We start from the raw sequence: 22313 nt of genomic DNA, 5'->3' as shown, positions 1-22313 counted from the left end.
TCCCGAATCGGGTGATGGGACGGCCCCGGCGGAAACGCCGGGGCCTTTTTTTACGTGACACCGCGGGTCGAACTACGAGAGGGCTTCCTGGACGAGCTTCTCCTGTTCCTCGTGGAAGACCTGCGCCGATCCCGTCGCCGGCGAGGCGGAGGCGGGTCGTCCGACGTACCGGAGCGTCCGGCCGTCGCGGGCGTCGGCGAACCGCTCCGAGACGTGCGCCCACGCCCCCATGTTGCGCGGCTCCTCCTGCACCCAGACGAGATCCGTCGCGTCCCGATGGGCGTCGAGAGCCGCGCGGAGCTCCGCCGCCGGGAACGGCGCCAGCTGCTCGACGCGGACGATCGCCGCTCGCGCGCCGCTCTTTTCGCGCGCGGCGGCGAGCTCGTAGGACACCTTTCCGCTGCAGAGGATCACGCGATCGGCGCCGGCCATCGTGCGGTCGCCGAGGACCGGTTCGAAGCGCCCGGCGGTCATCTCCGCACGATCGGAGAAGGACGCGGCGAGGCGGAGCAGGCTCTTCGGCGTGAGGACGACGAGGGGGGAAGCTTCCGGCCTCCGCACCTGCCGGCGCAGGAGATGGAAATACTGCGCCGGCGTCGACGGCTGGCAGACCTGGAGGTTGCCGTCCACGGCGAGCGCGAGGAACCGCTCGGGCCGCGCGCTGGAATGTTCCGGTCCCTGTCCTTCCTGGCCGTGCGGGAGGAGGAGGACGAGCCGGCTGGGCTGGGCCCACTTCTCGCGTCCCGACACGATGAACTGGTCGACGATCACCTGCGCGGCATTCACGAAATCCCCGTACTGCGCCTCCCACAGGGTGAGCGTCTCCGGCGCTTCGACGCTGTACCCGTACTCGAAACCGAGCACTCCCGCCTCGGACAGGGCGCTGTCGAAGACGGAGAAGCGGACGCCCGGGGCGACGGACTCGAGCGGCGTCCATCGCGCGCCGGTGACCGTGTCGTGGAGGACCATGTGGCGCTGGGAGAACGTCCCGCGGCTGGTGTCTTCGCCCGAGAGACGCACGGGAGTTCCTTCCCGCAGGAGAGAGCCGAACGCGAACGCCTCCGCGGACGCCCAGTCGACGGGAGACTCGCCGCGGGCCATCTTCCCGCGCCGCGCGAGGAGGGTCGCGACCTTCGGGTTGACGTGGAAATCGCGCGGGAGCTTCGCGAGCGCCGAGCCGATCGCGTCGAAAGCCTCCGCCGCGATCGCGGTTTCGGGCGCGGGCGGGGGAGCCGCCGGGGCCGGTCGCTCGTCCCAGCGCGGCGCGCCGCCGCCGGCGGCGATCTCCTTCGCGCGGTCGAGGGCGGCCTCGTAGCGGCGGAGCCGTTCCGCTTCGAGCTCCCGGACCTCGTCCTCGGTGACGACCTTCTCGCGAACGAGCTTCTTCGCGTAGAGCGCGAACACCCCCGGGTGCTCTCGGACCCGCCGGTACATCACCGGCTGGGTGTAGCTCGGCTCGTCCCCTTCGTTGTGACCGTGCCGGCGGAACCCGATCAGGTCGACGACGGCGTCCTTGTGGAACTCCTGGCGGTAATCGAGGGCGATCTGGAGGACGCGATGCGCCGCCTCCGGCTCGTCGGCGTTCACGTGGAAGATGGGCACCTGGTTGATCTTCGCCATGTCGGTCGAATAGAGCGACGAGCGGCTCTCGCCCGGCGGGGTCGTGAAGCCGATCTGGTTATTGACGACGACGTGGATCGTTCCGCCGGTGCGGTAGCCGCGGAGCTGCGCGAGGTTCAGCGTCTCCGCGACGATTCCCTGCCCGGCGAACGCCGCGTCTCCATGGACGAGGACGGGGAGGACCCGGTTCCAGACCGCCGGGCCGCGGCCGCCGAGCTTGTCCTGTCGCGCGCGCACGATGCCCTCGACGACCGCGTCGACGAACTCGAGATGCGACGGGTTCGGGACGAGCTCGATCGAGACGCGGCGGCCGCCGACGTCGCGGGCGCCCTGCGCCCCGCGGTGGTACTTGACGTCCCCCTCGTCGGCGGGGAAGTCGGGATGGACGACGCCCTCGAAGCTCGCGAAGATCCGCTCGCAGAAACGCCCGATCACGTTCGCGATGACGTTGAGACGGCCGCGATGCGACATTCCGATCGTGATCTCGTCGATCCCGCGGGCTCCCGCTCCCGAAACGAGCTGGTCGAGGAACGGGATCAGCGTTTCGACGCCCTCGATCGAAAAGCGCTTCTGGCCGAGGAACCGGTTGTGCAGGAATTTCTCGAAGACCTCGGCCGAGAGGAGCTTCCAGAGGATCTGCTTCCGAACCTCGGCCGGCGGCGGCTCCGGGAGCGCTCCGATCCGCCGGCGCAGCCATTCCTTCTCCGCGCCGTCCTGGATGAACCGGTACTCGACGCCGATCTTCCCGCAATAGGAGCGGCGCATGATCTCGAGGATCTTCCGGAGCGGGAGCGTTTCCGATCCGCCGAGCCCTCCGGTGATGAACTCCCGGTCGAGATCCCAGATGGTCAGTCCGTACGTCTCGAGGTCGAGCTCCGGGACCCGGGGCGGAGGCGCGGCGCGAAGAGGGTCGATGTCGGCGACGAGATGCCCGCGGACCCGGTAGGCGTTGATGAGCTCGAGGACCCGCGCCTGGTTCTCGATCTCGCGGAGCCGCGACACGTCCGCGCCGCCGAACGCGGGGTTGAGGTCGACGGCCCAATGAAACGGGCGATGGGGGATCGCGAGGTCTTCGAAGATCTCCTCGTAGAAGCCGTGCTCCCCGAGGAGGAGCTCCTCGATTCGCCCGAGGAAGGCGCCCGACTCCGCCCCCTGGATGATCCGGTGATCGTAGGTGCAGGAAAGCGTCATGACCTTGCTGATCCCGAGGTTCGAGATCGCCTCCGGCGCCATCGCGGAGAATCCGGCCGGCCAGTCGATCGCGCCGGTCGCGAGGATCAGCCCCTGCCCCGGCATCAGCCGGGCGATCGAGGCCGTGGTTCCCATCGGCCCGGGGTTCGTGAGGGAGACCGTCGTGCCCTGGAAGTCGGCGAGCGCGAGCTTTCCCGCGCGCGCGCGCGACACGACGTCGTCCATCGCACCGACGAACTCGCCGAAGGACATCGTGTGGGCGTTCTTGATGTTCGGAACGAGGAGGCTCCGGCTGCCGTCCCGTTTCTGGACGTCGACCGCGATCCCGAGATGGACCTCCGTCCGCGCGAGACGCGCGGGATCGGGTCCCCCGGTGAACGCGTCGTTGAGGCGCGGGAAATCGTGGAGCGCGCGGAGGGCGGCCCAGGCGACCAGGTGCGTGAACGAGATCTTGCTCTCGTCGTTGGAGGCGCGATATTCGTTCGCGAGCCGGCGATTCTCGTCGAGGAGCTTGATCGCGACCTGCCGCTGCGACGTCGCCGTGGGCACCTCGAGGCTCGCCTTCATGTTCTGCGCGATCTGGAGCGCCGCGCCGCGGATCGGCTGCCGCTCTCCCGCCGGAGGCTCCGGCGCCGGGCGCGGCGGGGGCGCGGCCGACGGAGCCTGGGAGACGGGCGCCGGGGGAGCGGGGGAGACGGGAGCGGACGGAGTGGCCGGCGACGCGGCCCGCGCGGGCGCACCGGTCAGCCCCTCGAAGTATTCGCGCCAGTCCTCGTCGACGAGGGCGGGATCGCTCCGCCACCGGTCATAGAGCTCGAGGGCGTAGTCCGCATTGATGCCGTATTCGGCGAGGATGATTTCCAGCGGGCCGGGGCCCGGCGGGCGAACGATGGCCAACTCGACAGGCTTCCTCTCCGGGGCGAAGACCCCCCCTCGGAACCTATATCATTCCCCGATGAAACACGCCGTCGGGCTCCTTCTGCTCGTCACGGCCCCCGCCCTCGCGGGAGCGGCTCCGCGCACGATGCGATTCGACTACTTCCATTCCGGAAACGCGAAAGAGGAGCGCTTCAGCTGGGGACGCGTCGTCCTCGAGCCCCTCGAGTGGCCCGGCAACCCGGCGCGCCCTCTCGACGACCTGAACCTCGGGAAGTACTTCTTCGAGGTTCGGGACGCGGCGACCGGGCACCCGCTCTATTCGCGCGGCTTCGCGTCGATCTACGGGGAGTGGGAGACGACCGACGAAGCCAAGCAGGTCGATCGGACGTTCGAGGAGTCCGTCCGGTTTCCGGCGCCGGATGCGCCCGTGACGGTGGTGATCGAGAAGCGCGATGCCGCCAACGCGTTCCGCGAGATCTGGCGGGCGACGATCGATCCGAAGAGCATGTTCGTCGATTCTTCGATTCCTCCGGCGCCCGCTCCTCTGCTGGCGCTCCAGAAATCGGGCGATCCGGCGGCGAAAGTCGATTTCCTGATCCTCGGCGACGGGTACACGCGCGAGGAGGAGCCGAAGTTCGAGAAGGACGCCCGCCGCCTCGTCGAGATCCTCTTCGCGACGTCGCCGTTCAAGGAGCACAGGTCCGACTTCAACGTCTGGGGGCTCTGCCCGGCGGCCGCCGAGTCGGGAATCTCCCGTCCGTCCACCGGCGTCCATCGCCGGAACCCCGTCGGCTCGACGTACGACGCCTTCGGTTCGGAACGGTACGTGCTCACCTTCGACAACCGCGCGTTCCGCGAGATCGCGCAGTTCGCGCCGTACGAGTTCGTCGAGATCCTCGTCAACGGAAACACCTACGGGGGAGGAGGGATCCATAACCTCTACAGCACCGTGGCGGCCGACAGCGCATGGGCCCCGTACATCTTCGTGCACGAATTCGGCCATCAGTTCTCCGGGCTCGCCGATGAGTACTTCACTTCGGACGTCGCCTACGAGACGGGGAGCGAAAGGGTCGAGCCGTGGGAGCCGAATGCGACCGCGATGAAGGACCCGTCCGCCCTGAAGTGGAAGGATCTCGTCTCCCCGGGGACGCCCATCCCGACGCCGTGGAACAAGGAGACGTTCGAGACCCGCTCGCGCGAGATCCAGGCGAAGCGGCGGGCGATCCGGGCCGCGAACCGCCCGGAGGCGGAAATGGACGCGCTCTTCCGCACCGAGCGCGAGGAGGAGACGAAGCTCCTCGGGACCGACCGCTACTCCGGGAAGGTGGGAGCGTTCGAAGGCGCCGACTATCAGGCGAAAGGCTACTTCCGGCCCCAGGAAGACTGCATCATGTTCACGCGGGACGAGGTCGGCTTCTGTGCGGTCTGCCGCCGGTCGCTCGAGCGCGTGATCGCGATGTACGCGCCACGCTGACGCCGCTCCGCTCCCCGTCGGCTGATCCCCGCTCCCGCGGGCTCCGCCCCTCTCACGGGCCGGGGCACGGCGCTTGCTCGACGGTTCCTTCGTGAACGCCGTCGCCGAGCGGGAGGAGATCCGGATTCCCGCGGGGGATGCGAGCCTCGCCGGAGAGCTCGACATTCCCGAAGGGTCGCCTTCCGTCATCGTCTTCGCGCACGGCTCGGGAGGCGGGCGAAGCAGCCCGAGGAACCGGTTCGTTTCGAGCGTGCTTCGCGACCAGGGGTTCGGGACGCTGCTCTTCGATCTGCTCACTCCCGAAGAAGGGGAGATCGACGTCCACACCGCCCATCTCCGGTTCGACATCGGGTTTCTCGCCGAGCGCCTCGAGCGCGCCACCGCCTGGCTCCTCGCGGAACGGCCGCGGATCGCGCCGATCGGCTTCTTCGGCGCGAGCACCGGGGCCGCCGCCGCGCTCGTGACGGCCGCCCGGATCCCCGGCGACGTGGGGGCGATCGTCTCGCGCGGCGGCCGGCCGGCTCTCGCGGGCGCCTTCCTCGACGCGGTCCGCGCGCCGGTGCTCCTGATCGTCGGCGGGGCCGATCCGGCGATCCTCCGGGAAAACGAGTCGGCGCTCGACGCCCTCCGGGGGGAGAAGCGGCTTCACGTCGTTCCGGAAGCGACGCACCTCTTCGAGGAACCGGGCGCGCTCGAGGAAGTCGCCCGTGAAGCGGGATCCTGGTTCCTCCGGCATCTCCGCCACTAGCCCGCCGGGGACGAGGGAGGGGGAGGCGTCCCGGCTTCGGCGACGAGGGCGCTTTCCGGGGGCGCCGGGCTACTTGACGAGGAGGACGGGCGCGCGGGAAAGCAATCCCACGCGATACGAGAGCGTTCCCCATCCGCGTCCCGGGCTCGACCGCGAGAATCGGTGGCTTCCCATGACGAGCAGGTCCGCGCGCATCGAGGAGGCATAGCGGAGCGTCTCCTGCAGCGGGTCCCCGTAGACGATTTCGACGCGGACGCGGGTCTTCTTCCGCCGGAAGAGGCCGGTGAAGGCGCCCGCTTTCCCCCGGGCGAGCCGCTCGAGACGCCGGTAGAAACGCTCGATTCCCGGCACGTCCCCGTGCAGCTTCTCGATGACGTGCAGCAGCGTCACCTCGGCGTCGGTCGCCGCGATCCGCGCGGCGGCCCGGGCCGCCCGCATCGCTTTCGGGGTGAAGTCGACGGGAACCAGGATGCGGCGGAACATCGCGGCTCCCGGCGCGCTATTCGGTCTCGAGATAGCGGCGCACGAAATCGGCCTCCGTGAGGATGCCGACCACGCGGCGCCCCTCGACGATCGGAATGCAGCCGACCTTGTTCTCGAGCAGGAGCTCGGCCGCTTCCCGCAGCGAGGCGTCCGGTTCGAGGGTGTCCACTTCCGTTCCCATGATTTCGCGAACACGTTTTCCGCCCAGCACCTCGCGTTCGACCGACAGCGGCGCGTCGGGAGAGTCGAAGAACGCGAACCGCGCGAGGTCTCTTTCGGTCACGAGGCCGACGAGCTCCCCCTCCCGGTCCACGATCGGAGCGTGGCGGATGTGCTCGTCCGCCATCCGGTCCGCCAGATCGGCGAGGTTGTCCTTGGGCGAGAACGTCACGACGTTCTCGGTCATGAGGTCGCGAACGAGAGTCCTCAGCCGCGGCGCTTTCGGCGGTGCGCCGCCCGCGCGAGGTGTCTTTCCCGGCCGAGGGCCGGCAATGGTGGGCATGGCGGTCTCCTTCCCGAGCCCCTGCGGCTCGCGTCATTCTGGGTCGGACCGGGAAGAGGCCGGCAGATGCGAATGAATCACTGCCGCCGGGCGCCCTAGGGGCTCGAACTCCGGTCGGGTCCTTCGGGCGGCGGAAGGTCGCTCCGGACGACGCGGTACTGGTTGCGACCCGCGGCTTTCCCTTCGTAGAGCGCCCGGTCGGCGGCGGCGAAGAAATCGTGCTCCGGGGAAGCCGCGATCCCGCTGCCGATCCCGATCGTCACGGTCACCGTCGTCGGCGGAGCCTTCAACGCGCTTCGCTCCGCCGCCCGGAGGATGTCTCCCGCGACGCGCTCGGCGGCGGAAGCGTCGGCGCCCGGAAGGAGGAGCACGAACTCGTCGCCTCCCCACCGCGCGGCAAGGTCCTCCGTCCGCTTCTTTTCACGGACGATCCGCGCGACGTGGCGAAGCACGGCGTTTCCCGCCATGTGCCCCCAACGATCGTTGATTTCCTTCAGGCCGTCCACGTCGACGAGCAGCAGGGACACCGGCTCGCCGAAGCGGTGCGACCGCGCCGCCACGCGCCCGTAATGTTCGCGGAACAGGCGCCGGTTCGGAAGTCCCGTCAGGTCGTCCCGGCCGGCGAGCTCGCGGAACCGCTCACGCCCCGCCTGCAGGCGGTCCGCGCGGCGCCCGGCGAAGAACCCCGCGGTCCCGAAGACGACCGCGGTGCCGAAGAGCTCGTAGACGTAATAGAAGAAGTGATTCCTCACCTCGATCCCCGGCGCGACCGAGCCGGTCGCGAGGCGGATGGCGAGCGCCCCGAGCGGGGCTCCCGTCGCCAGGACGACGCCGGCGAACGCGTAGAGGAACCGGTAGCGCACCGACAGCCGGCTGAGGGGCGGCCGGTCCGGAGCGTCGACCGAGTTCACGCGCGGATCTTACGTCCGTCGATCGAGCCGCGAAGAATGCGCCGCCCGAACAATTTGATTCGTTTTCATCAAACGGAGCACTGGGTCGGCGTGCCTAGAATGGCCACATATCCGGGAGGTATGAAATGCAGATCCTCAGGCGCCTCGTCGTTTTGGGAATGTCAGCTGCCGGAATCGTCGTCCCGTTCGGCGGCGTCGGGGATCGAGGGGCGCCGGCGGCGATCTCGTCGCGGCCGGTCACTCTCACGAGCCCGAGCGCGTACGCGGCCAGCGCGAAGGAGCATTACCTCACGACGGACCAGTTCGGGTACATCCGGCCCGGATTCCACATCGCCATCAACAGCGTCACGATCGGTTCGGACCGCAAGGTGGTCGCCGACGTCACGTACTACGACGATGCCGGCCAGCCGCTCGACCGGCTTGGAAAGGTCACGCCGGGGGCGCTCAGCATGAGCTTCGTGCTCGCCTGGTGGGACCCCGTCCAGAGGCAGTACACCTCCTACACGACCCGGCAGGCCACGTCGCTTCCGACGAGCCCGATTCAGCAGACCGTCACGCAGGCGGGCGCCGACGGCGCCGGACTGGCGGGGTTCAACGACCTTTCGCTCGGGCATTCGACCTATACGTTCAAGACGGTTCTCCCGGCGAGCTACGACGGGACAAAGACCACGACGCTCGGCATCTACGCGACCCGGAACCTCATCGCGGTCGACCCCAACGTCTTCGACAAGAACTACTACGCCAACGCCGAATTCGATTTCCGTCCTGACACCCAGGCCGTCGTCGACAAGTGGGACATGATCGACACGGCCGCCTGCAACAACTGCCACAACCCGCTCTCCGCCCACGGCGGCTCGCGCCAGGACGTGAAGCTCTGCGTTCTGTGCCATTCGCCGCAGAGCGTCAACCCCGACACCGGAAACACCGTCGATTTCAAGGTCCTGATCCACAAGATCCACCGGGGCGCAGACCTGCCGAGCGTCGCGGCGGGCACGCCGTACCAGATCATCAACAGCCATGGCGTCTCCGATTTCTCGACCGTCGTGTTCCCCCAGGACGTGCGGAATTGCACGAAGTGTCATGCGGCGCCGGCCACTCAGGCGACGAATTACTACACGTATCCGAGCCAGGCGGCGTGCGGCTCCTGCCACGACAACGTGAATTTCGCGACCGGTGAGAACCATCCGGGCGGGATCGCCGTCGATGACGGCGCCTGCGCGTCGTGCCACGTTCCGCAGGGAGACACGGAGTTCGACGCGTCGATCCTGGGCGCGCACACGAATCCGACGAAGTCCACCCAGCTCCCGGGTCTGAACGCGAAGATCCTGTCGATCGCGCACACGGCTCCGGGCGAGAAGCCGGTCGTCACGTTCCAGGTCACCAACGGCGACGGCACGCCGGTCGACCCGAACACGCTCGCACGCTGCCGGTTCCTCATCGGAGGCCCGACGACCGACATCGGGACCTACATTCAGGAACCGAACGGCGCAGGAACGGCGGCGCTCGTCTTCGACGGCACGAACGCGACCTACACGTTCACGAACGCGATCCCCGCCGACGCGGCGGGAACCTGGCGCCTTTCGGTCGATACCCGGCGGTCGATCACGCTCCACCGTGGGGACGGCGGCGCGGACATCGAGCAGGACGAATCCGCGCTGAACCCGATCCTGGATTTCGCCGTGACCGACCCCGCGCCGGTCCCGCGTCGGACCGTCGTGTCGCTCGCGAACTGCAACGTCTGCCACGACCAGATCGCGTTCCACGGCACCCAGCGGCGGACCCCGGAGGAATGCGTGATCTGCCACAATCCGAATAAGAACGACGGCGCGGATCCGGTGCCGCAGTCGATCAGCTTCCAGCGCTTCATCCACCGGATTCACCGCGGCGAAAACCTGACCCGCGATTTCATCGTCTCCGAGAAAAATTTCCGGGAAGTGCTGTTCCCGGGAGATCTGCGGGACTGCGCCAAATGCCATGTCAACGGTTCCCAGGAGCTCCCGCTGCCGACCACGAACCTCCCGGTCCAGACTCCTCCTCCACCACTGGAGTGGTACACGCCGCAACAGACGACGGCGGCGGCCTGCCTCGGCTGCCACGACACGCAGGAAGCCGCGGCGCATGCGTACGTGATGACGGCGCCGTTCGGCGAAGCCTGCGCCGCCTGCCACGCTCCTGAGGATGACTTCTCGGTCGACAAGGTGCACGCGCGGTGACGCGGGTCCGTTCCTTCGGTCCGCCGATTGACGGCGGACCGGGGGAAATCCGGCCGGCGGAGAACCGCAGGGCCGGAGGAGTGCGAGGAGGCGCGGCGAAATGAAGATCACGCTCGGACTTCGCGCGGCGATGGCCGCGGTCATCTTCGGCGCGGCCGCCCTCGCCGCCGCGCAGGCTTCCCCGCCCGCGGCGCCCCCTTCCGAAAAGAGCGCCGTCGCCGCGTGCGCGGACTGCCACGATCAGGCGAAGGACTTCTCCCGCAATCCCCACGCACGGATTCCATTCCTGGCGGGTCGCGCTCGCGTGTCGGGGGATGCGGTCTGCTCGAGCTGCCACGGCGACACGTCGGCGCACGTCGAGTCCTCCGGGGAGAAGCCGGTCGAGCGCAAGCTGCACGGCCGGACCGGCGCCGAGTTCTGCCTGACCTGTCACGACCATCCTTCCGATCACGCCTCGTTCCGGAACGGCGTCCACGGCAACTCGGCGACGGTCAACTGCCTGAGCTGCCACTCGATCCACGCCGCCCCGGCGCGGCCGCATCTCCTCGTGATGGATTCGGTCGCGCTCTGCGAGTCGTGCCATCCCGGGAAGGCGGCGGGATTCCGCGACAAGCCGTTCGCGCACCGGCTCCAGGCAGGGATGGACTGCGCTTCCTGCCACGATCCGCACGGGCTCCCGCGCGACTCCGCGCTGCGATTCACCCGGGCCGACGAGCTCCCGTGTCTCTCCTGTCACGCCGAGAAGAAGGGGCCCTTCGTCTTCGAGCACGTGTCCGGGGTCGCCGGCAACTGCCTGAGCTGCCACGAGGCGCACGGCTCGTCGAATCCGAAGCAGCTCAAGCGCGCCCAGGTCTCCCAGCTCTGCCTCGAATGCCACTCGCCGATCGCCGCGGGAACCCTCGGCTCGCAGCCGCCTTCCTTTCACAACATCCTCCTGCCGCGATACCAGAACTGCACGGTCTGTCACACGGCGATCCACGGTTCGAACCGTTCGCCGACGCTTTTGAAGTAGGGAGGACGCGATGAAGAAGCTCCGCCTCGTCATCGCCCTGATCGCCGCCGGCGCTTCGAGCGCCGTCCTGGCGGCCGATCCCCCCGCCGTCCCGGTGGACGTCGAGCTCGGATACCGGTTCCTCGACGTCAGCGGGAACGAAGACATGTACCGGAGCCAGATCAACGAGCGCGAGGGTTTCCTCCTCCGCGCCCTGAGCCTGTCCGCCGGCGGTCCCGCGGGCGCGGGACTCTTCGACCAGTTCCGCCTCGACGCGAACGACCTGGGCGCCGGACCGGCGGGATCGTTCCGCCTGCAGGCGGGCCTCGCCGGCAAGTACGACCTGCGGCTCAACTACCGGCGGACGGAGATGTTCTCCGCGCTTCCGGCGTTCGCCAACCCGCTGATCTCCGAAGGGATCACTCCCGGCGAGCACACGTACGACCGCACCCGGAACATCCTGGGAGTCGAGCTGCGCTTCCTTCCCGGCTACTGGATCACGCCGATCGTCGGCTACGTCTACAACCGTTACGAGGGGCCCGGCCGGACGACGTACTCCGCCGGCGGCGACGAGTTCCGGCTCACCCAGAACCTCGACGAGGACGATCAGGAGATCTACGGGGGCGCCGCATTCGACGCGGGTCCCGTCACCGGCCAGGTCACCCAGGGCTGGCGAAAGCTCCACGAGGTCGAGACCCAGGACCTCGTGCCGGGAGCGGGGGCCGGCAACGGCTCCGGAACGGTGCTGGGCGTTCCCGTGTCGCTCGACAACTTCCATCGCACGACCAAGAACGACGCGAACACGCCGATCACGAACGCCGCCGTCGCGGCGCGCCTGGGCAGTCGCGTGAAGCTCATCGGCTCGTACGTGCGCGCGGCCGCGGAAGCCGACGTCACGGAGCGCGAGGACTTCGCGGGGAACCTCGTCTCCTTCGGGATCAGCCGGATCTTCGCCGGCCTGACCGACACGATCTCCTCGCGCGCCGAGAACACGGCATGGCGGGGGAGCGGCCGCGTCGAGGCGAATCTCGCCGACGGGATCGACCTCTCCGCGGGTTGGTCGAAGAATCACCAGGAGCTCGACGGATTCGCGCTGATTTCGGATCTGTATCTCCAGACGGTGACGTTTGCGGGTCTCGATCCGCGCGATCTCCTCCAGACGATCGAGGCGAAGACCTCGGTCGAGCGCACGGACGAGATCTTCGACGCGCGGGTCGATGCGCGGGCGTTCGGAGGGCTCTCGGTCTTCGCCGGCGGCTCCCAGAACAAGCAGCGCGTGACCGTCGTCGAAGGGCCGGAAGAGATCGTCGTTCCCGGCGCGCAGGACGGTTCCTTCGACCGGCGGATCAACGGATTCGATCTCGGGGCGAAATTCACCGCGAGCGGCCTGACTCTCGGCGCCGACTGGCGTCGCGACCGTGCCGACGATCCCGTCGTCCGCACCGACTTCCTGGACCGTGACCGATACCGTCTCCGCGCCGCCTGGGCGCTCAAGGACGTCTTCCGCCTGAGCCTGACCGGCGAGCAGATCGATGCCTCGAACGACCGCACGGGGATCGGATACGACGCCAGGATCCGCCAGTACGGCGGCGAGGCGGAGGGCTCTCCGGCGAAGTTCCTGCGCCTGCGAGTTTCCGCCGAGAAGTACGAATCCGACAGCCGGATCCTCTTCCGGCATCCCGAGGACTTCTCGATCGACACGTCGTTCCACCGCGAGAACGGCCGGTCGTTCGACGGCGGGCTGACCCTGATCTTCGCGCCGGTGTCGATCGATGGCGCCGTCGGCCGCTTCGAGAACGAGGGTTCTTTCCCCTTCACGATCGATCGCGCGGCCGTTCGCGCCGCCGTCGACGTGGCGAAGAATTTTTCGCTCATCGGGGAGTGGAACCGGGACAAGTACGAGGAAAAGGCGACGCTCGCCGGATCGCTCGCGAACTACGACGCGAATCGGTACGGCGTCTACATCCGCTGGCACAACTGACCGTCGCGGGAGCGGGCTCGGGGACCGGTAGCGTGTAACGGCGGCACGGCTCGTCGAACGAGCGACTCGACCGCGCCGCCGCCACCCCCTTCGCCGCCGCTCCCGCATCGCGGAGCTTTCGCCCCGGTTACTTCGGCGAAAGCTCTCCGCGATGCGATAGCCCCCGGGCACGATCGGGTGGAGGTCGTTCGACGGAACGGGTCCTCGTTCCAGGCGGCACGCGGTTCTCACTCGTGACGAATCCGGGACCTTACGGTGAATCCCATGTGGCCTCCCGTATCATTCACGCATGCCCGACGAGCCGACGCTGAAGAACGTCTCCGACACCGCGCTCTGGGTCGCCCAGTACCGCGTGATGGAGAGCGCGCGCCCGGACGCGATCTTCCGGGATCCGCTCGCGAAGACGCTCGTCGCGGATCGCGGGGAAGAGATCGTCCGCCGGATGAAGGTCGGCGATCTCGCCTGGCCGATGATCGTGCGCACCGCGGTGATGGACGAGATCATCCTCGGGTCGATCGCCCGGGAGGGCGTGGATTGCGTCCTCAACCTCGCCGCCGGCCTCGACGCCCGTCCGTACCGGCTGCCGCTGCCGAGGTCCCTTCGCTGGATCGAGGCCGATCTTCCGCCGATGATCGCCTACAAGGAGGAGAAACTCGCCGGCGAGGAGCCGGTCTGCGCGCTCGAGCGGGTGGCGGCCGACCTGTCCGACCCCGATGCCCGACGCCGGCTCTTCTCCCGCGCGGCGGACGGCGCCGCGGCGGTCCTCGTCGTGACCGAAGGTCTCCTCGCGTACCTCGCGCCGGAGCAGGTGGCCTCTCTCTCCGACGACCTCCATGCCGAGCCGGCGATGCGCCTCTGGCTCATCGACCTCGCCTCTCCGCGCCTCAAGAAAATGCTCGACCGGAGGGTCGGCAGGCACGTCGGCGCCGCCAACGCACCGTTCCGTTTCGCGCCGGCCGAAGGGACGAGGTTCTTCGAGCCCCACGGATGGAACGAGCTCGAGTTCCGCTCCACGATCGAGGAGGGGATTCGGCTCGACCGCAAACCGAAGATGGCCTGGCTCTACCGGCTCTTCTCCCGCATCAGCTCGCCCGCCCGGCGCGAGGAAATGAGGCGCATGGGCGGGGTCGTCCTGCTCGGGCGGCGCTGAACTCCCGGAGCTCGGCACCCGGCGGTGGCTCCCGGGAACCCGGCCCGGTTCCTGCAATCCCGAAACCCCGAGCGCGACGCCGCACGACTTCGACGTCGGAGACCGTGAGCGGGCGCCGGCGACGGGAGGCGGCCACGTCGAATCGGCGGGGGTGGAAGATCCATGGGTCATGGCGCGCCGTCGGCATCCCGGCGGCCCTCCTGGTCGCGCTCCTGCCCGGAATCGCGGCGGCCGCCGAGACCGACAACCTGACGTACCGGTACGTTCCTCTGGAGGAGTCCGCGGGAAAGCTGAACGGGATCGTGAACGCGGCGCTCGCCCGGATCGCCGCGCGCGCGAACGCCCGCCTGGCAGCCGGGGGAGATCCCCTCCGCGACGACGACGTCACGGTCGAGCTCGCGTTCGTTCAGGAGTACCGCGCGGAGGTCCTCCGCAAGTTCGACGACCGCCTCCTTCCGTCGTTCGGAGCCTGCGTCGAACGGAACGACTGCCCGGGTTGGCCGCGGTTCGAGAGGATCGTCCTCCTCGGCCGGGAGAGCATCTACGACGAGAGCCGCTACGACCGGCTCGCGATGCGGTCTCTCGCGCCGACCTTCCGACTCTGCGGCGTCCGGATCGGCACCGACAAGCTCACCCATCTCTTCTCCAACGGCTTCTTCGCCTGGAACGCGGGGCGACAACGCGGGTCGCCGATCCGAAACGCCGAGGACGCGTTCCGGGACGCGATGGCCGACGAACGCGGTCTCATGGGCGCGCGGTCGACGGGCGTCGTGAGCCGCGCGGATGCCGAAGCGACGACCGCCGGCTATCGTCTCGCGTCGAGCTGGTTCGAGGGGAACGACCCGGTGTTCGGCCGGAGCGCGGCGACGGGACTCCTCGTCCGGCGCCGCGAGGTCGACGTGTGCCGCTTCGTCGAACCCGGCTGGGACGAAGCGCTCGACCCGCCGGTCTTCACGGCCGGCCGCCGGAAACGGGCGAGGATCGAAGCGGCGGTCGCGGAGCGGCTCGCGGCGAACGCCCGCGGTGAGGCGCTCCCGCCCTCCGAGAAGCGCCGGCTCGAGCGGGAGCTCACCGAACGCGTTCTTCCGGCCGGCCACGGGAAGCTCCCGTTTCCCGACGAGCTCTGGGTGGCGCTCAAATGGGGAACCGCGTACCTCACGATCCCGCGCGACTCCCGTCGCGCGATCCGGGCCCTCGCCTTCCCGAAGTTCCGCCGGGAGGGCCGCCGGCCGCTTCGGATGATGCGGGTGCCGGGCCCCGGATAGCGCCGGTCAGAGCGCGATCGACGGAGGCTCGTGGGCGACGAGAGGCTCGAAGCGCCGCCGGAATTCGGCCACCGGGAGCTTCGCGGCCGCGGCGAGCCGGGCGATCTCGTCGGGCTTCTCGAAATCGTCCCGCCGGAGCCGGATCATGTAGCGGCGCGCGATGCCGTACCCCGTCGAACGGACGTCGACCATGCGGACCTTCGCCCGTCCCGTCGCCGGGTCGAGGAGCTGCGAGAACGGTACCGGCACGAAGCGTCCGTTCTGCATCGATACCATCGCGGCGGTCCCTCCCTCGAGCACGAATTTCGCGGCGCAGTAGCCGAGGTCCCGCGTGTACTCGAGGTCGAACGGAATCGGATCCACGCAGCGCAGCTCGTATCCGAGGTTCTTGGCGACGATCGTCGCCGCCAGCCCGAGCTCCTTCAGCCGCTCGCCGACGGCGTGCTTGACGATCTCGCCGAAGTTGATTTCGGCGATTCGCACGTTGCCGTGCGCGTCGCGCTCGACGTCGTGGAGCGCGGCGATCTCTCCGGGCGCGAGAGAGAGAACGAGGCCTTCCGCGATCACCGCGACGCCGTCGCGGCGCCCGTGGCTCAGGCGCTTGACGATCGAGCCCACGAGCGTGTCCACGACCTCGCCGAACGTCGGGGGGCCCGCGGTGAACTCCTCCGGGATGAGCGTCAGGGTCGCCCCGGCCGCCTTTCCGATCCCGAGAGCGAGGTGGCCGGCCTTTCGCCCCATCGCGACCACGAAATACCAGTGGGCGGTGGTTCGAGCGTCGACCATCAGACTCTCGACGATCTCCGCGCCGTAGTGGCGTGCGGTCTGGAATCCGAAGGTATCGACGTGCGGCGGGAGATCGAGGTCGTTGTCGATGGTCTTCGGGACGTGAACGACGCGGAGGCGGCCCCCGGCCTTCTCCTCCAGCTTCATCGCGGAGAAGGCCGTGTCGTCGCCGCCGATCGTGACGAGGCGCGTGATCCCGAGGCGCTGGAGGGACCCCACCGCGGTTTCCAGGAGAGCGGGATCGCGGCTCGGATTCGCGCGGGAGATTCCGAGGTGCGACCCGCCCCGGAAATGGATCCGGCTGATTTCTCCGATCGTGAGAGGCCGGGCGTCGTCGACGTTTCCGCGCATGATTCCTTCGAATCCGTTCCGGATCCCGACGACCTCGACACCCTGGAGCGCGGCGCGAATGGTCGCGGACGAGATGACGCTGTTGATTCCGGGCGCCGGTCCGCCTCCCACCAGGATCCCGAGCCTTTCTTCCGCCATCGTGCCTCCGGATCCGATGATATGCCGCGGGCGATGGCCGCCGGAATTCCGGAGCGCCCCTATCGGCGCTCGCGCAGCGTCGGGGAAACGAGTGCGGCGAACCCTCGCGCGGAGGTCATCTTCTTTCGAGGTTCGCCCGGTCCCACGCTCCCGCGTCGGCGGCCGCTTCGTACGTCGCGCGGCAGAAATCGAGGAGCCGACGCTCCGGTTCGCCGCTTCGGCGGACTTCGTCGTAGTGCAGGTAGAACCCGCCGAGCTGCGGATGGTAGTAGGCGGGGTCCGGCCGGACGCGGGAGTCGCGGAACCCCGGCGGCTCCGGAGCCGCGTAGCTGTAGAAGGCCGGGAGCGGCAGGCGGGAATCCCCCGGCCAGAAGCCGACGCTCGAAACCTCGTGGGAGTACGCCTCCCGGGTGATCGCGTCGGCGTCCGGCCGCGGCGGCGCGACGCGTCCGGAGAAGCGGGTCACGGCGAGATCGAAGGTGCCCCAGAAGAACTGGACCGGGCTGCACTTCCCCAGGAACCCCGCTCGGAACTCGGTGAACACGGCGTGAGTCCCGGCGAGGATGCGCCAGAACCGTTCGACCGGCTCGCGTTCGTACGAGCGGTGCGTCTCGTCCCGATCGAACGGGATCGGGTCCTCGATCTCGACGGGCACGTTCCAGATCCGCGCGGGAACGCCGAGCGCCTCGAGCTCGCCGAAGATCTCGGAGCGCATGCGCGCGACGCTCTTCGGCGCGAGGGCGATCGTCGCCGTCCGCCCATCCGTCGTGCGCAGGCGCAGGACGTGCTCGACGAAGTCGAATTCCATGTCGAGCGCCCCGGTCCCGAACGGAAGGAGGGAGGTCGCGAGGCCGCGCGCCGTCACCGCGAAAGAAACGTTCCACCAGTGGTTCACCCGCGGCGTCAGCGCGAGGGCGACCTTGCCGACGATCTGCGTCCAGCGATGGAGCGTTTCGTTCGTTTCGCGCCACTCGTCGAGGGGGAGCTCCGGCCAGGCGGGTTTCGTCGTCATCTTCCGATCATAGATTGAAGCGTTTGGAGGATGGATTCCGAGGCGCGCCCGTGCGATCGTGAACGCGTCAGGCCGACAGAAGGAGGCTTGCCATGAAACCGATTGCCACGACCGGAAACCGGCGCCCCGCGCGAACGCGCGTCACGCCGAACGACCGGATGACACCCGAAGAAAAAGAGGCGTTCATCGCCCAGACCGAAGAATTCGAGGGGCCGAGCCGGCGCGAGAAGCGCGGTCCGGAGCCGTCATTGCAGGCGCATGAGCCGGGGGTGACGCCCTCGTAACCGGAGCGGGCGCGGACCATCCATCGAGCCGGACGGGCGCGTGCGGCCCGCCGCTTCCTCCGACGTACTTCTTCAGTACGCCTGTGGTCGCTGCGGGCCGCCCGCATCCCATCCGGGCTCGCGTCTGGCCGCGCCTGAGCCGCATTCCGGTCATCCGGGAAGCGGCTCGAATCGTCGTGGAGCGGGCGCGGACCATCCATCGAGCCGGACGGGCGCGTGCGGCCCGCCGCTTCCTCCGACGTACTTCTTCAGTACGCCTGCGGTCGCTGCGGGCCGCCCGCATTCCATCCGGGCTCGCGTCTCGCCGTCGCTCCTCAGAGCGGGGGCGCACCGGGCCGCCGTCCGGCGGCGCCGGCGGCATTTCGATCGGCGGAGAAGTCCGGCGAGACGGGGAGTTTTCGCCTTTCTTCCCCGGTGCCGAACGCGCGCCAGGCGACCGCCGCGGTTGCCGCCGCGAGCGCGATCGCCCACTGCCCGGAGGACGGAAACGTGGCGTGGAGAATCTGCGAGGCGGTCGGCCAGGCGACGAGAAGGGGGAGCGAGACCGCGATCGGCGCCATGATCCCCCAGAACCGGCCGGTGTTCGGCGCCGGAACGCGCCGCCAGGGACGATCTCCGGCGCGCTCCGCCCAGGCGATCAGGAGCGTCCCCGGTATGAGCGCCGCGAGCGCGAAGCCCCGTGCCGCGTCTTCTCCCTTCGACACCGCCGCGGCGTAGATCGCGAGCACCGCGGCCGCGAGCAGGGCGCCGGTCGCGACGGAGCTCCGGACCGAACGCTTCCCGAGCAGAGACGATCCGGGCGGCCGGGGCGGGCGCCGCATGACGTCGGGATCCGCCGGCTCTCCTTCGAACAGCAGGGCGGAAACGGGGTGCACGACGAGCTCGAGCCAGACGAGGTGGACCGGAAGGAGGAGGAGCGGGAACCCCAGGAGGGGAACGACCACCGCGAGAAGGACGATCGGCACGTGAAAGGCGAGCAGGTACCGGAACGCCTTCTCGAGGTTGTCGTAGATCCGCCGGCCCTCCCGGATCGTCTGGACGATCGAGCCGAAATTGTCGTCGAGAAGGACGAGATCGGCCGCGGCGCGCGCCACCTCCGTGGCCCGGGCGCCCATGCTGATCCCGATCGACGCGCGGCGGAGAGCCGGAGCGTCGTTGATGCCGTCGCCGGCCATCGCGACGACTTCTCCGCCGGCGCGGAGCGCGTCGACGATCGCGTACTTCTGTTCGGGGAGGATGCGGGCGAGGATCGGCGATTCCGCGACGCGCCGCGCGAAATCGGGGGGAGAGAGCGCCGCGAGCTCGTCGCCGGTCGCGATCGGCTCGCGTCCCGTGACGATGCCGGCGCTCTCGGCGATCGCCTGCGCCGTGACCGGATGGTCGCCGGTCACGAGCTTGATCGCGATTCCGGCGGTGCGGCAGTCCGCGACCGCGGCCGCGATCTCCGGCCGGAGGGGATCCCGGAAGCCGAGGAAGCCGACGAGCGCGAGGTTCGATTCGTCGCTCGCGCGGTCCTCGGACCCCTCCCGCTGCGTTTTTCCGGCGACCGCGAGGAGGCGCAGCCCTCCCGCCGCGAGCTCCGCGTGACGCGCTTCGGCTTCGGCCCGGCGCCCGGGCGTCAGCGCGCAGTGCTCGAGGATCCCCTCGAGGGCGCCTTTCGCCGCGACGACGAGGGTGCCCGCCGCCGCGTCTTCCGTTCTCCACACGTGCGACATGTGCTTGCCGAGGGCGTCCCACGAATGGTCGCGGACGAGGCGCCCGCCCGAATGGAGCCGCCCCGGGTCGAGTCCGGCGGCGCGCGCGGATTCGAGGATCGTCTGATCCAGCGGGTCGGAGGGGTCGATCTCGCAGGCGAGGACGGCGGATTCCAGGAGATCGGCCTCCGTGAAGTCGCCGAACGGGAGCACCGCTTCGAGGACGAACTGCCCGAGCGTCAGCGTCCCGGTCTTGTCCGTGCAGATCACCGTCGTCGACCCCAGCGTCTCGACGCTCGCGAGCCGCCGGACGAGGACGCGATGCTTCGAGAGGCGCCAGGCCCCGAGCGAGAGGAACAGCGTGAACACGAGCGGGAACTCCTCGGGCATCGCCGACATCGCGACGCTGATCGCCGACACGAAGGCGCGCGCCAGCGACCGTTCCCGGAGCCACGCGAGGCCGAAGACCGCGGCCGCGACGACGAGCGCGACTTTCCCGAGGATGGAGACGACCTTCGCGGTCTTCTCCTGGATCGGCGTCTGCCCCGCGGGCGCTTCCGCGACGAGCGAGGCGATCCGGCCGTACTGCGTCCGGAGGCCGGTCGAGGCCACTTCGCCCCCGCCCTGACCGGTGAGCACGCGCGAGCCGGCGTAGAACGGCGTGCCGGCGATCTTGTCCTTCGGCTCCGACTCGCCGGTCAGCATGGACTCGTCGATCGCCAGGTGCGCGGACCACGCGACGGTCCCGTCGGCGTGCAGAACGTCTCCCTCGCGGATCACGAGGATGTCGCCGGGCACGATCTCCTCGGTCGGGATCTCGGCCGGCACGCCGTCGCGGACGACGGTGGCACGCGGGGAAACCGCCTGCGCGAGCTTCTTCAGCGCCTGCCGCGACCTCGCCTCGAGGACGACGTCGACCGCGAGCACCGGGAAGAGGGCCACCAGGAGCACGATTCCGTCCCGCCGCTGTCCCGCCGCGAAGGAGAGGATCGCCGCGGCGAGCAGCATGATCGCCATCGGGTCGGCGAGCGTGCGGAGGAATTCGGCGAACGAGGCGGTGCGGCCCGCCGGGACGTACCGGTTGGGCCCGTGTTCGGCGAGGAGCTCCCGGGCGCGCGCGCTGGAGAGGCCGCTCGGCCGCTCCCCGGCCGTCGCGCTCACGGCGCGGGGTCCGGAGGCGGACCGGCGGCGCCCCTCATTTCATCCCGAGCTCGGCGAGGATCTTCGGGTTCGATTCGTCCTGCGCCAGCAGGGCGTGGCACGCGTCGCAGTCCTGGGTGATGACCTTCCCGTCCTTCGACTGGTGGCTGCCGTCGTGGCAGCGGAAGCAGCCGAGGAAGTCCTCGTGCCCGAGATTGTTCGGGTAGGTGCCCCATCCGATCTTCATCGCGGGGAAGACGTTCCGCAGATAGATCTGCCGCGCTTCGTCGGCGGCCGCCTCGATCTGCGCGCGATGCGTCCGGAAGACGTCCGGATAGGACGTCCGATAGAACTCCGCCATCTTTTCGCCGATCGCCGCCGACGCCGCATCCCGGTCCGCATACGGGGTCTTCAGGAGCGCGACGGTCTCTTTCTTGACGAACGGGAGCTCCGGACTGATCCGACCGGCCGCCATCGCCTGGTCGACGGCCTTCTCGGGTATCTGAAACGTGTGGGAGGGCCGGTTGTGGCAGTCCATGCAGTCCATCGTCCGCTTCTCGCCGCGCTGCAGCTGCTCGGGAGTCGTCTTGACGTCCGTCGAGACGTACTCGATCGTCTTGCCGGAATCGTCGGTGTAGCGGACGACGGGGATCACCTGCCGGTGCGCGTCCGTCGAGACATACGACACGCGCGACGCCTGGGCGAGGTGCCGGCCGTGGATTCCGACGGCCCCCTGCCAGGTGTGGCCCCCGATCTTCATCACGAGGACGTCGTACGACTTCGTGTTCGCGGCGTCGTCGGCGAACTTCGGACGGACGAGCAGCTTGTCGCCGACGAACCGCTGCGGCCAGTGGCAGCGCTCGCACGTCTCGCGCGCCGGCCGCAAGTGCTGGACCGGAGACGGGATCGGCGTCGAGTACGTCTTCAACGCCACCGCGAAGACCTGCCGCACGCCGGAGATCTTGGAGCGCACGAACCACGGCGCTCCCGCTCCGATGTGGCACTCGACGCAGGCGACGCGGGAGTGGGGGGAATCCTTGTAGGCGGTGTATTCCGGGGCCATCACCGTGTGGCAGCTCTGTCCGCAGAACTGCACCGAGTCCATGTACTCCACGCCGAGGTAGGAAGCGGTTCCGAGAATCATCACGTTCAACCCGGTGGCGATCGCGACGAGCACGGCCGCGCGCCGGAGCACGGGGTGCCGCAGGTCGATCCGCGGATACTCGTGGGGAAGCTTCCCGGCGCGCTTGAGGCTGCGGCGCTGCCAGAGCGCGCCGACCGGCATCAGGACGAGGCCGATCACGAAGATGCCGGGAAGGACGAGGTAGAGGACGATCCCCGCGTAGGGGGGCAGCGGTCGTGTCTGCAGGATCTCGAACACCCAGAAGCCGGCGAGAGTCAGCGCCGAACTCGTCGTGAGGACCGCGCCGAGGATGCTCATGGGGTTCTGCCCCAGATAGACGATCGGGCGCAGCCAGTTCTTCGCGAAATCCTTCATTC

General features: G+C 69.2%; 16 protein-coding genes. 8 read left to right on the top strand and 8 right to left on the bottom strand.

All coding sequences use genetic code 11. The features are described from left to right. Positions 1–72: 72 nt before the first annotated feature. Positions 73–3708 carry a multifunctional oxoglutarate decarboxylase/oxoglutarate dehydrogenase thiamine pyrophosphate-binding subunit/dihydrolipoyllysine-residue succinyltransferase subunit gene (locus VFS34_16500; GenBank protein ID HET9796052.1) on the bottom strand — a complete coding sequence of 1212 codons (3636 nt, stop codon included), beginning with the start codon at positions 3706–3708 and terminating at the stop codon, positions 73–75. Between the two features lie 58 nt (positions 3709–3766). On the opposite strand from VFS34_16500, the gene VFS34_16495 reads away from it, so the two are divergent. Both VFS34_16495 and VFS34_16490 read left to right on the top strand, forming a co-directional pair. Next, on the top strand, positions 3767–5164 hold the full coding sequence (locus VFS34_16495; protein HET9796051.1) for an IgA Peptidase M64: 1398 nt from the start codon (positions 3767–3769) through the stop codon (positions 5162–5164). 91 nt (positions 5165–5255) lie between these two features. Further along, positions 5256–5912, top strand: coding sequence for a dienelactone hydrolase family protein (locus tag VFS34_16490; protein HET9796050.1), 657 nt, complete (start codon positions 5256–5258; stop codon positions 5910–5912). A gap of 69 nt (positions 5913–5981) precedes the next feature. Here VFS34_16490 and VFS34_16485 read toward each other — a convergent pair whose 3' ends face one another. The 3 genes from VFS34_16485 to VFS34_16475 all read right to left on the bottom strand — a co-directional run bounded on the left by VFS34_16485 (position 5982) and on the right by VFS34_16475 (position 7808). Next, on the bottom strand, positions 5982–6395 hold the full coding sequence (locus VFS34_16485) for a universal stress protein (GenBank protein HET9796049.1): 414 nt from the start codon (positions 6393–6395) through the stop codon (positions 5982–5984). Between the two features lie 16 nt (positions 6396–6411). Then, positions 6412–6897, bottom strand: a complete 486-nt coding sequence (locus VFS34_16480; GenBank protein ID HET9796048.1) for a CBS domain-containing protein — start codon at positions 6895–6897, stop codon at positions 6412–6414. Positions 6898–6992: 95 nt separating this feature from the next. Continuing rightward, positions 6993–7808: a GGDEF domain-containing protein gene (locus VFS34_16475; protein HET9796047.1), complete on the bottom strand. Its 816-nt coding sequence runs from the start codon at positions 7806–7808 to the stop codon at positions 6993–6995. Positions 7809–7933: 125 nt separating this feature from the next. On the opposite strand from VFS34_16475, the gene VFS34_16470 reads away from it, so the two are divergent. The 5 genes from VFS34_16470 to VFS34_16450 all read left to right on the top strand — a co-directional run bounded on the left by VFS34_16470 (position 7934) and on the right by VFS34_16450 (position 15408). Then, positions 7934–10021, top strand: a complete 2088-nt coding sequence (locus tag VFS34_16470) for an OmcA/MtrC family decaheme c-type cytochrome (GenBank protein HET9796046.1) — start codon at positions 7934–7936, stop codon at positions 10019–10021. Between the two features lie 100 nt (positions 10022–10121). Next, positions 10122–11033: a cytochrome c3 family protein gene (locus tag VFS34_16465; GenBank protein HET9796045.1), complete on the top strand. Its 912-nt coding sequence runs from the start codon at positions 10122–10124 to the stop codon at positions 11031–11033. 10 nt (positions 11034–11043) lie between these two features. Beyond that, entirely contained in the window at positions 11044–12993 is a 1950-nt protein-coding gene (locus VFS34_16460; protein ID HET9796044.1) for a hypothetical protein, read from the top strand. A 289-nt stretch (positions 12994–13282) separates the two neighbouring features. Continuing rightward, positions 13283–14143 carry a class I SAM-dependent methyltransferase gene (locus VFS34_16455; protein ID HET9796043.1) on the top strand — a complete coding sequence of 287 codons (861 nt, stop codon included), beginning with the start codon at positions 13283–13285 and terminating at the stop codon, positions 14141–14143. 104 nt (positions 14144–14247) lie between these two features. Beyond that, positions 14248–15408 (top strand): hypothetical protein, encoded by a 1161-nt coding sequence (locus tag VFS34_16450; GenBank protein ID HET9796042.1) that lies wholly within the window; start codon positions 14248–14250, stop codon positions 15406–15408. 6 nt (positions 15409–15414) lie between these two features. Here VFS34_16450 and pfp read toward each other — a convergent pair whose 3' ends face one another. Together pfp and VFS34_16440 are read right to left on the bottom strand one after the other, a co-directional pair. Further along, the gene (gene pfp, locus VFS34_16445; protein HET9796041.1) at positions 15415–16683 is read right to left on the bottom strand and encodes a diphosphate--fructose-6-phosphate 1-phosphotransferase; all 1269 of its coding nucleotides are present in this window, start codon (positions 16681–16683) and stop codon (positions 15415–15417) included. Between the two features lie 115 nt (positions 16684–16798). Then, positions 16799–17695, bottom strand: a complete 897-nt coding sequence (locus VFS34_16440; GenBank protein HET9796040.1) for a DUF5996 family protein — start codon at positions 17693–17695, stop codon at positions 16799–16801. Between the two features lie 92 nt (positions 17696–17787). On the opposite strand from VFS34_16440, the gene VFS34_16435 reads away from it, so the two are divergent. Further along, positions 17788–17979, top strand: coding sequence for a hypothetical protein (locus VFS34_16435; protein ID HET9796039.1), 192 nt, complete (start codon positions 17788–17790; stop codon positions 17977–17979). 314 nt (positions 17980–18293) lie between these two features. Here the strand turns inward: VFS34_16435 and VFS34_16430 are convergent, their stop codons facing one another. Both VFS34_16430 and VFS34_16425 read right to left on the bottom strand, forming a co-directional pair. Further along, positions 18294–20834 (bottom strand): HAD-IC family P-type ATPase, encoded by a 2541-nt coding sequence (locus VFS34_16430; GenBank protein HET9796038.1) that lies wholly within the window; start codon positions 20832–20834, stop codon positions 18294–18296. Between the two features lie 34 nt (positions 20835–20868). Continuing rightward, entirely contained in the window at positions 20869–22311 is a 1443-nt protein-coding gene (locus VFS34_16425) for a NapC/NirT family cytochrome c (protein HET9796037.1), read from the bottom strand. Positions 22312–22313: the final 2 nt, after the last annotated feature.

This window comes from Thermoanaerobaculia bacterium, from assembly GCA_035717485.1.
Taxonomy (GTDB): domain Bacteria; phylum Acidobacteriota; class Thermoanaerobaculia; order UBA5066; family DATFVB01; genus DATFVB01.
The sequence above is the reverse complement of the archived record's forward strand: the minus strand, read 5'-3'. Positions and strand labels throughout refer to the sequence as shown.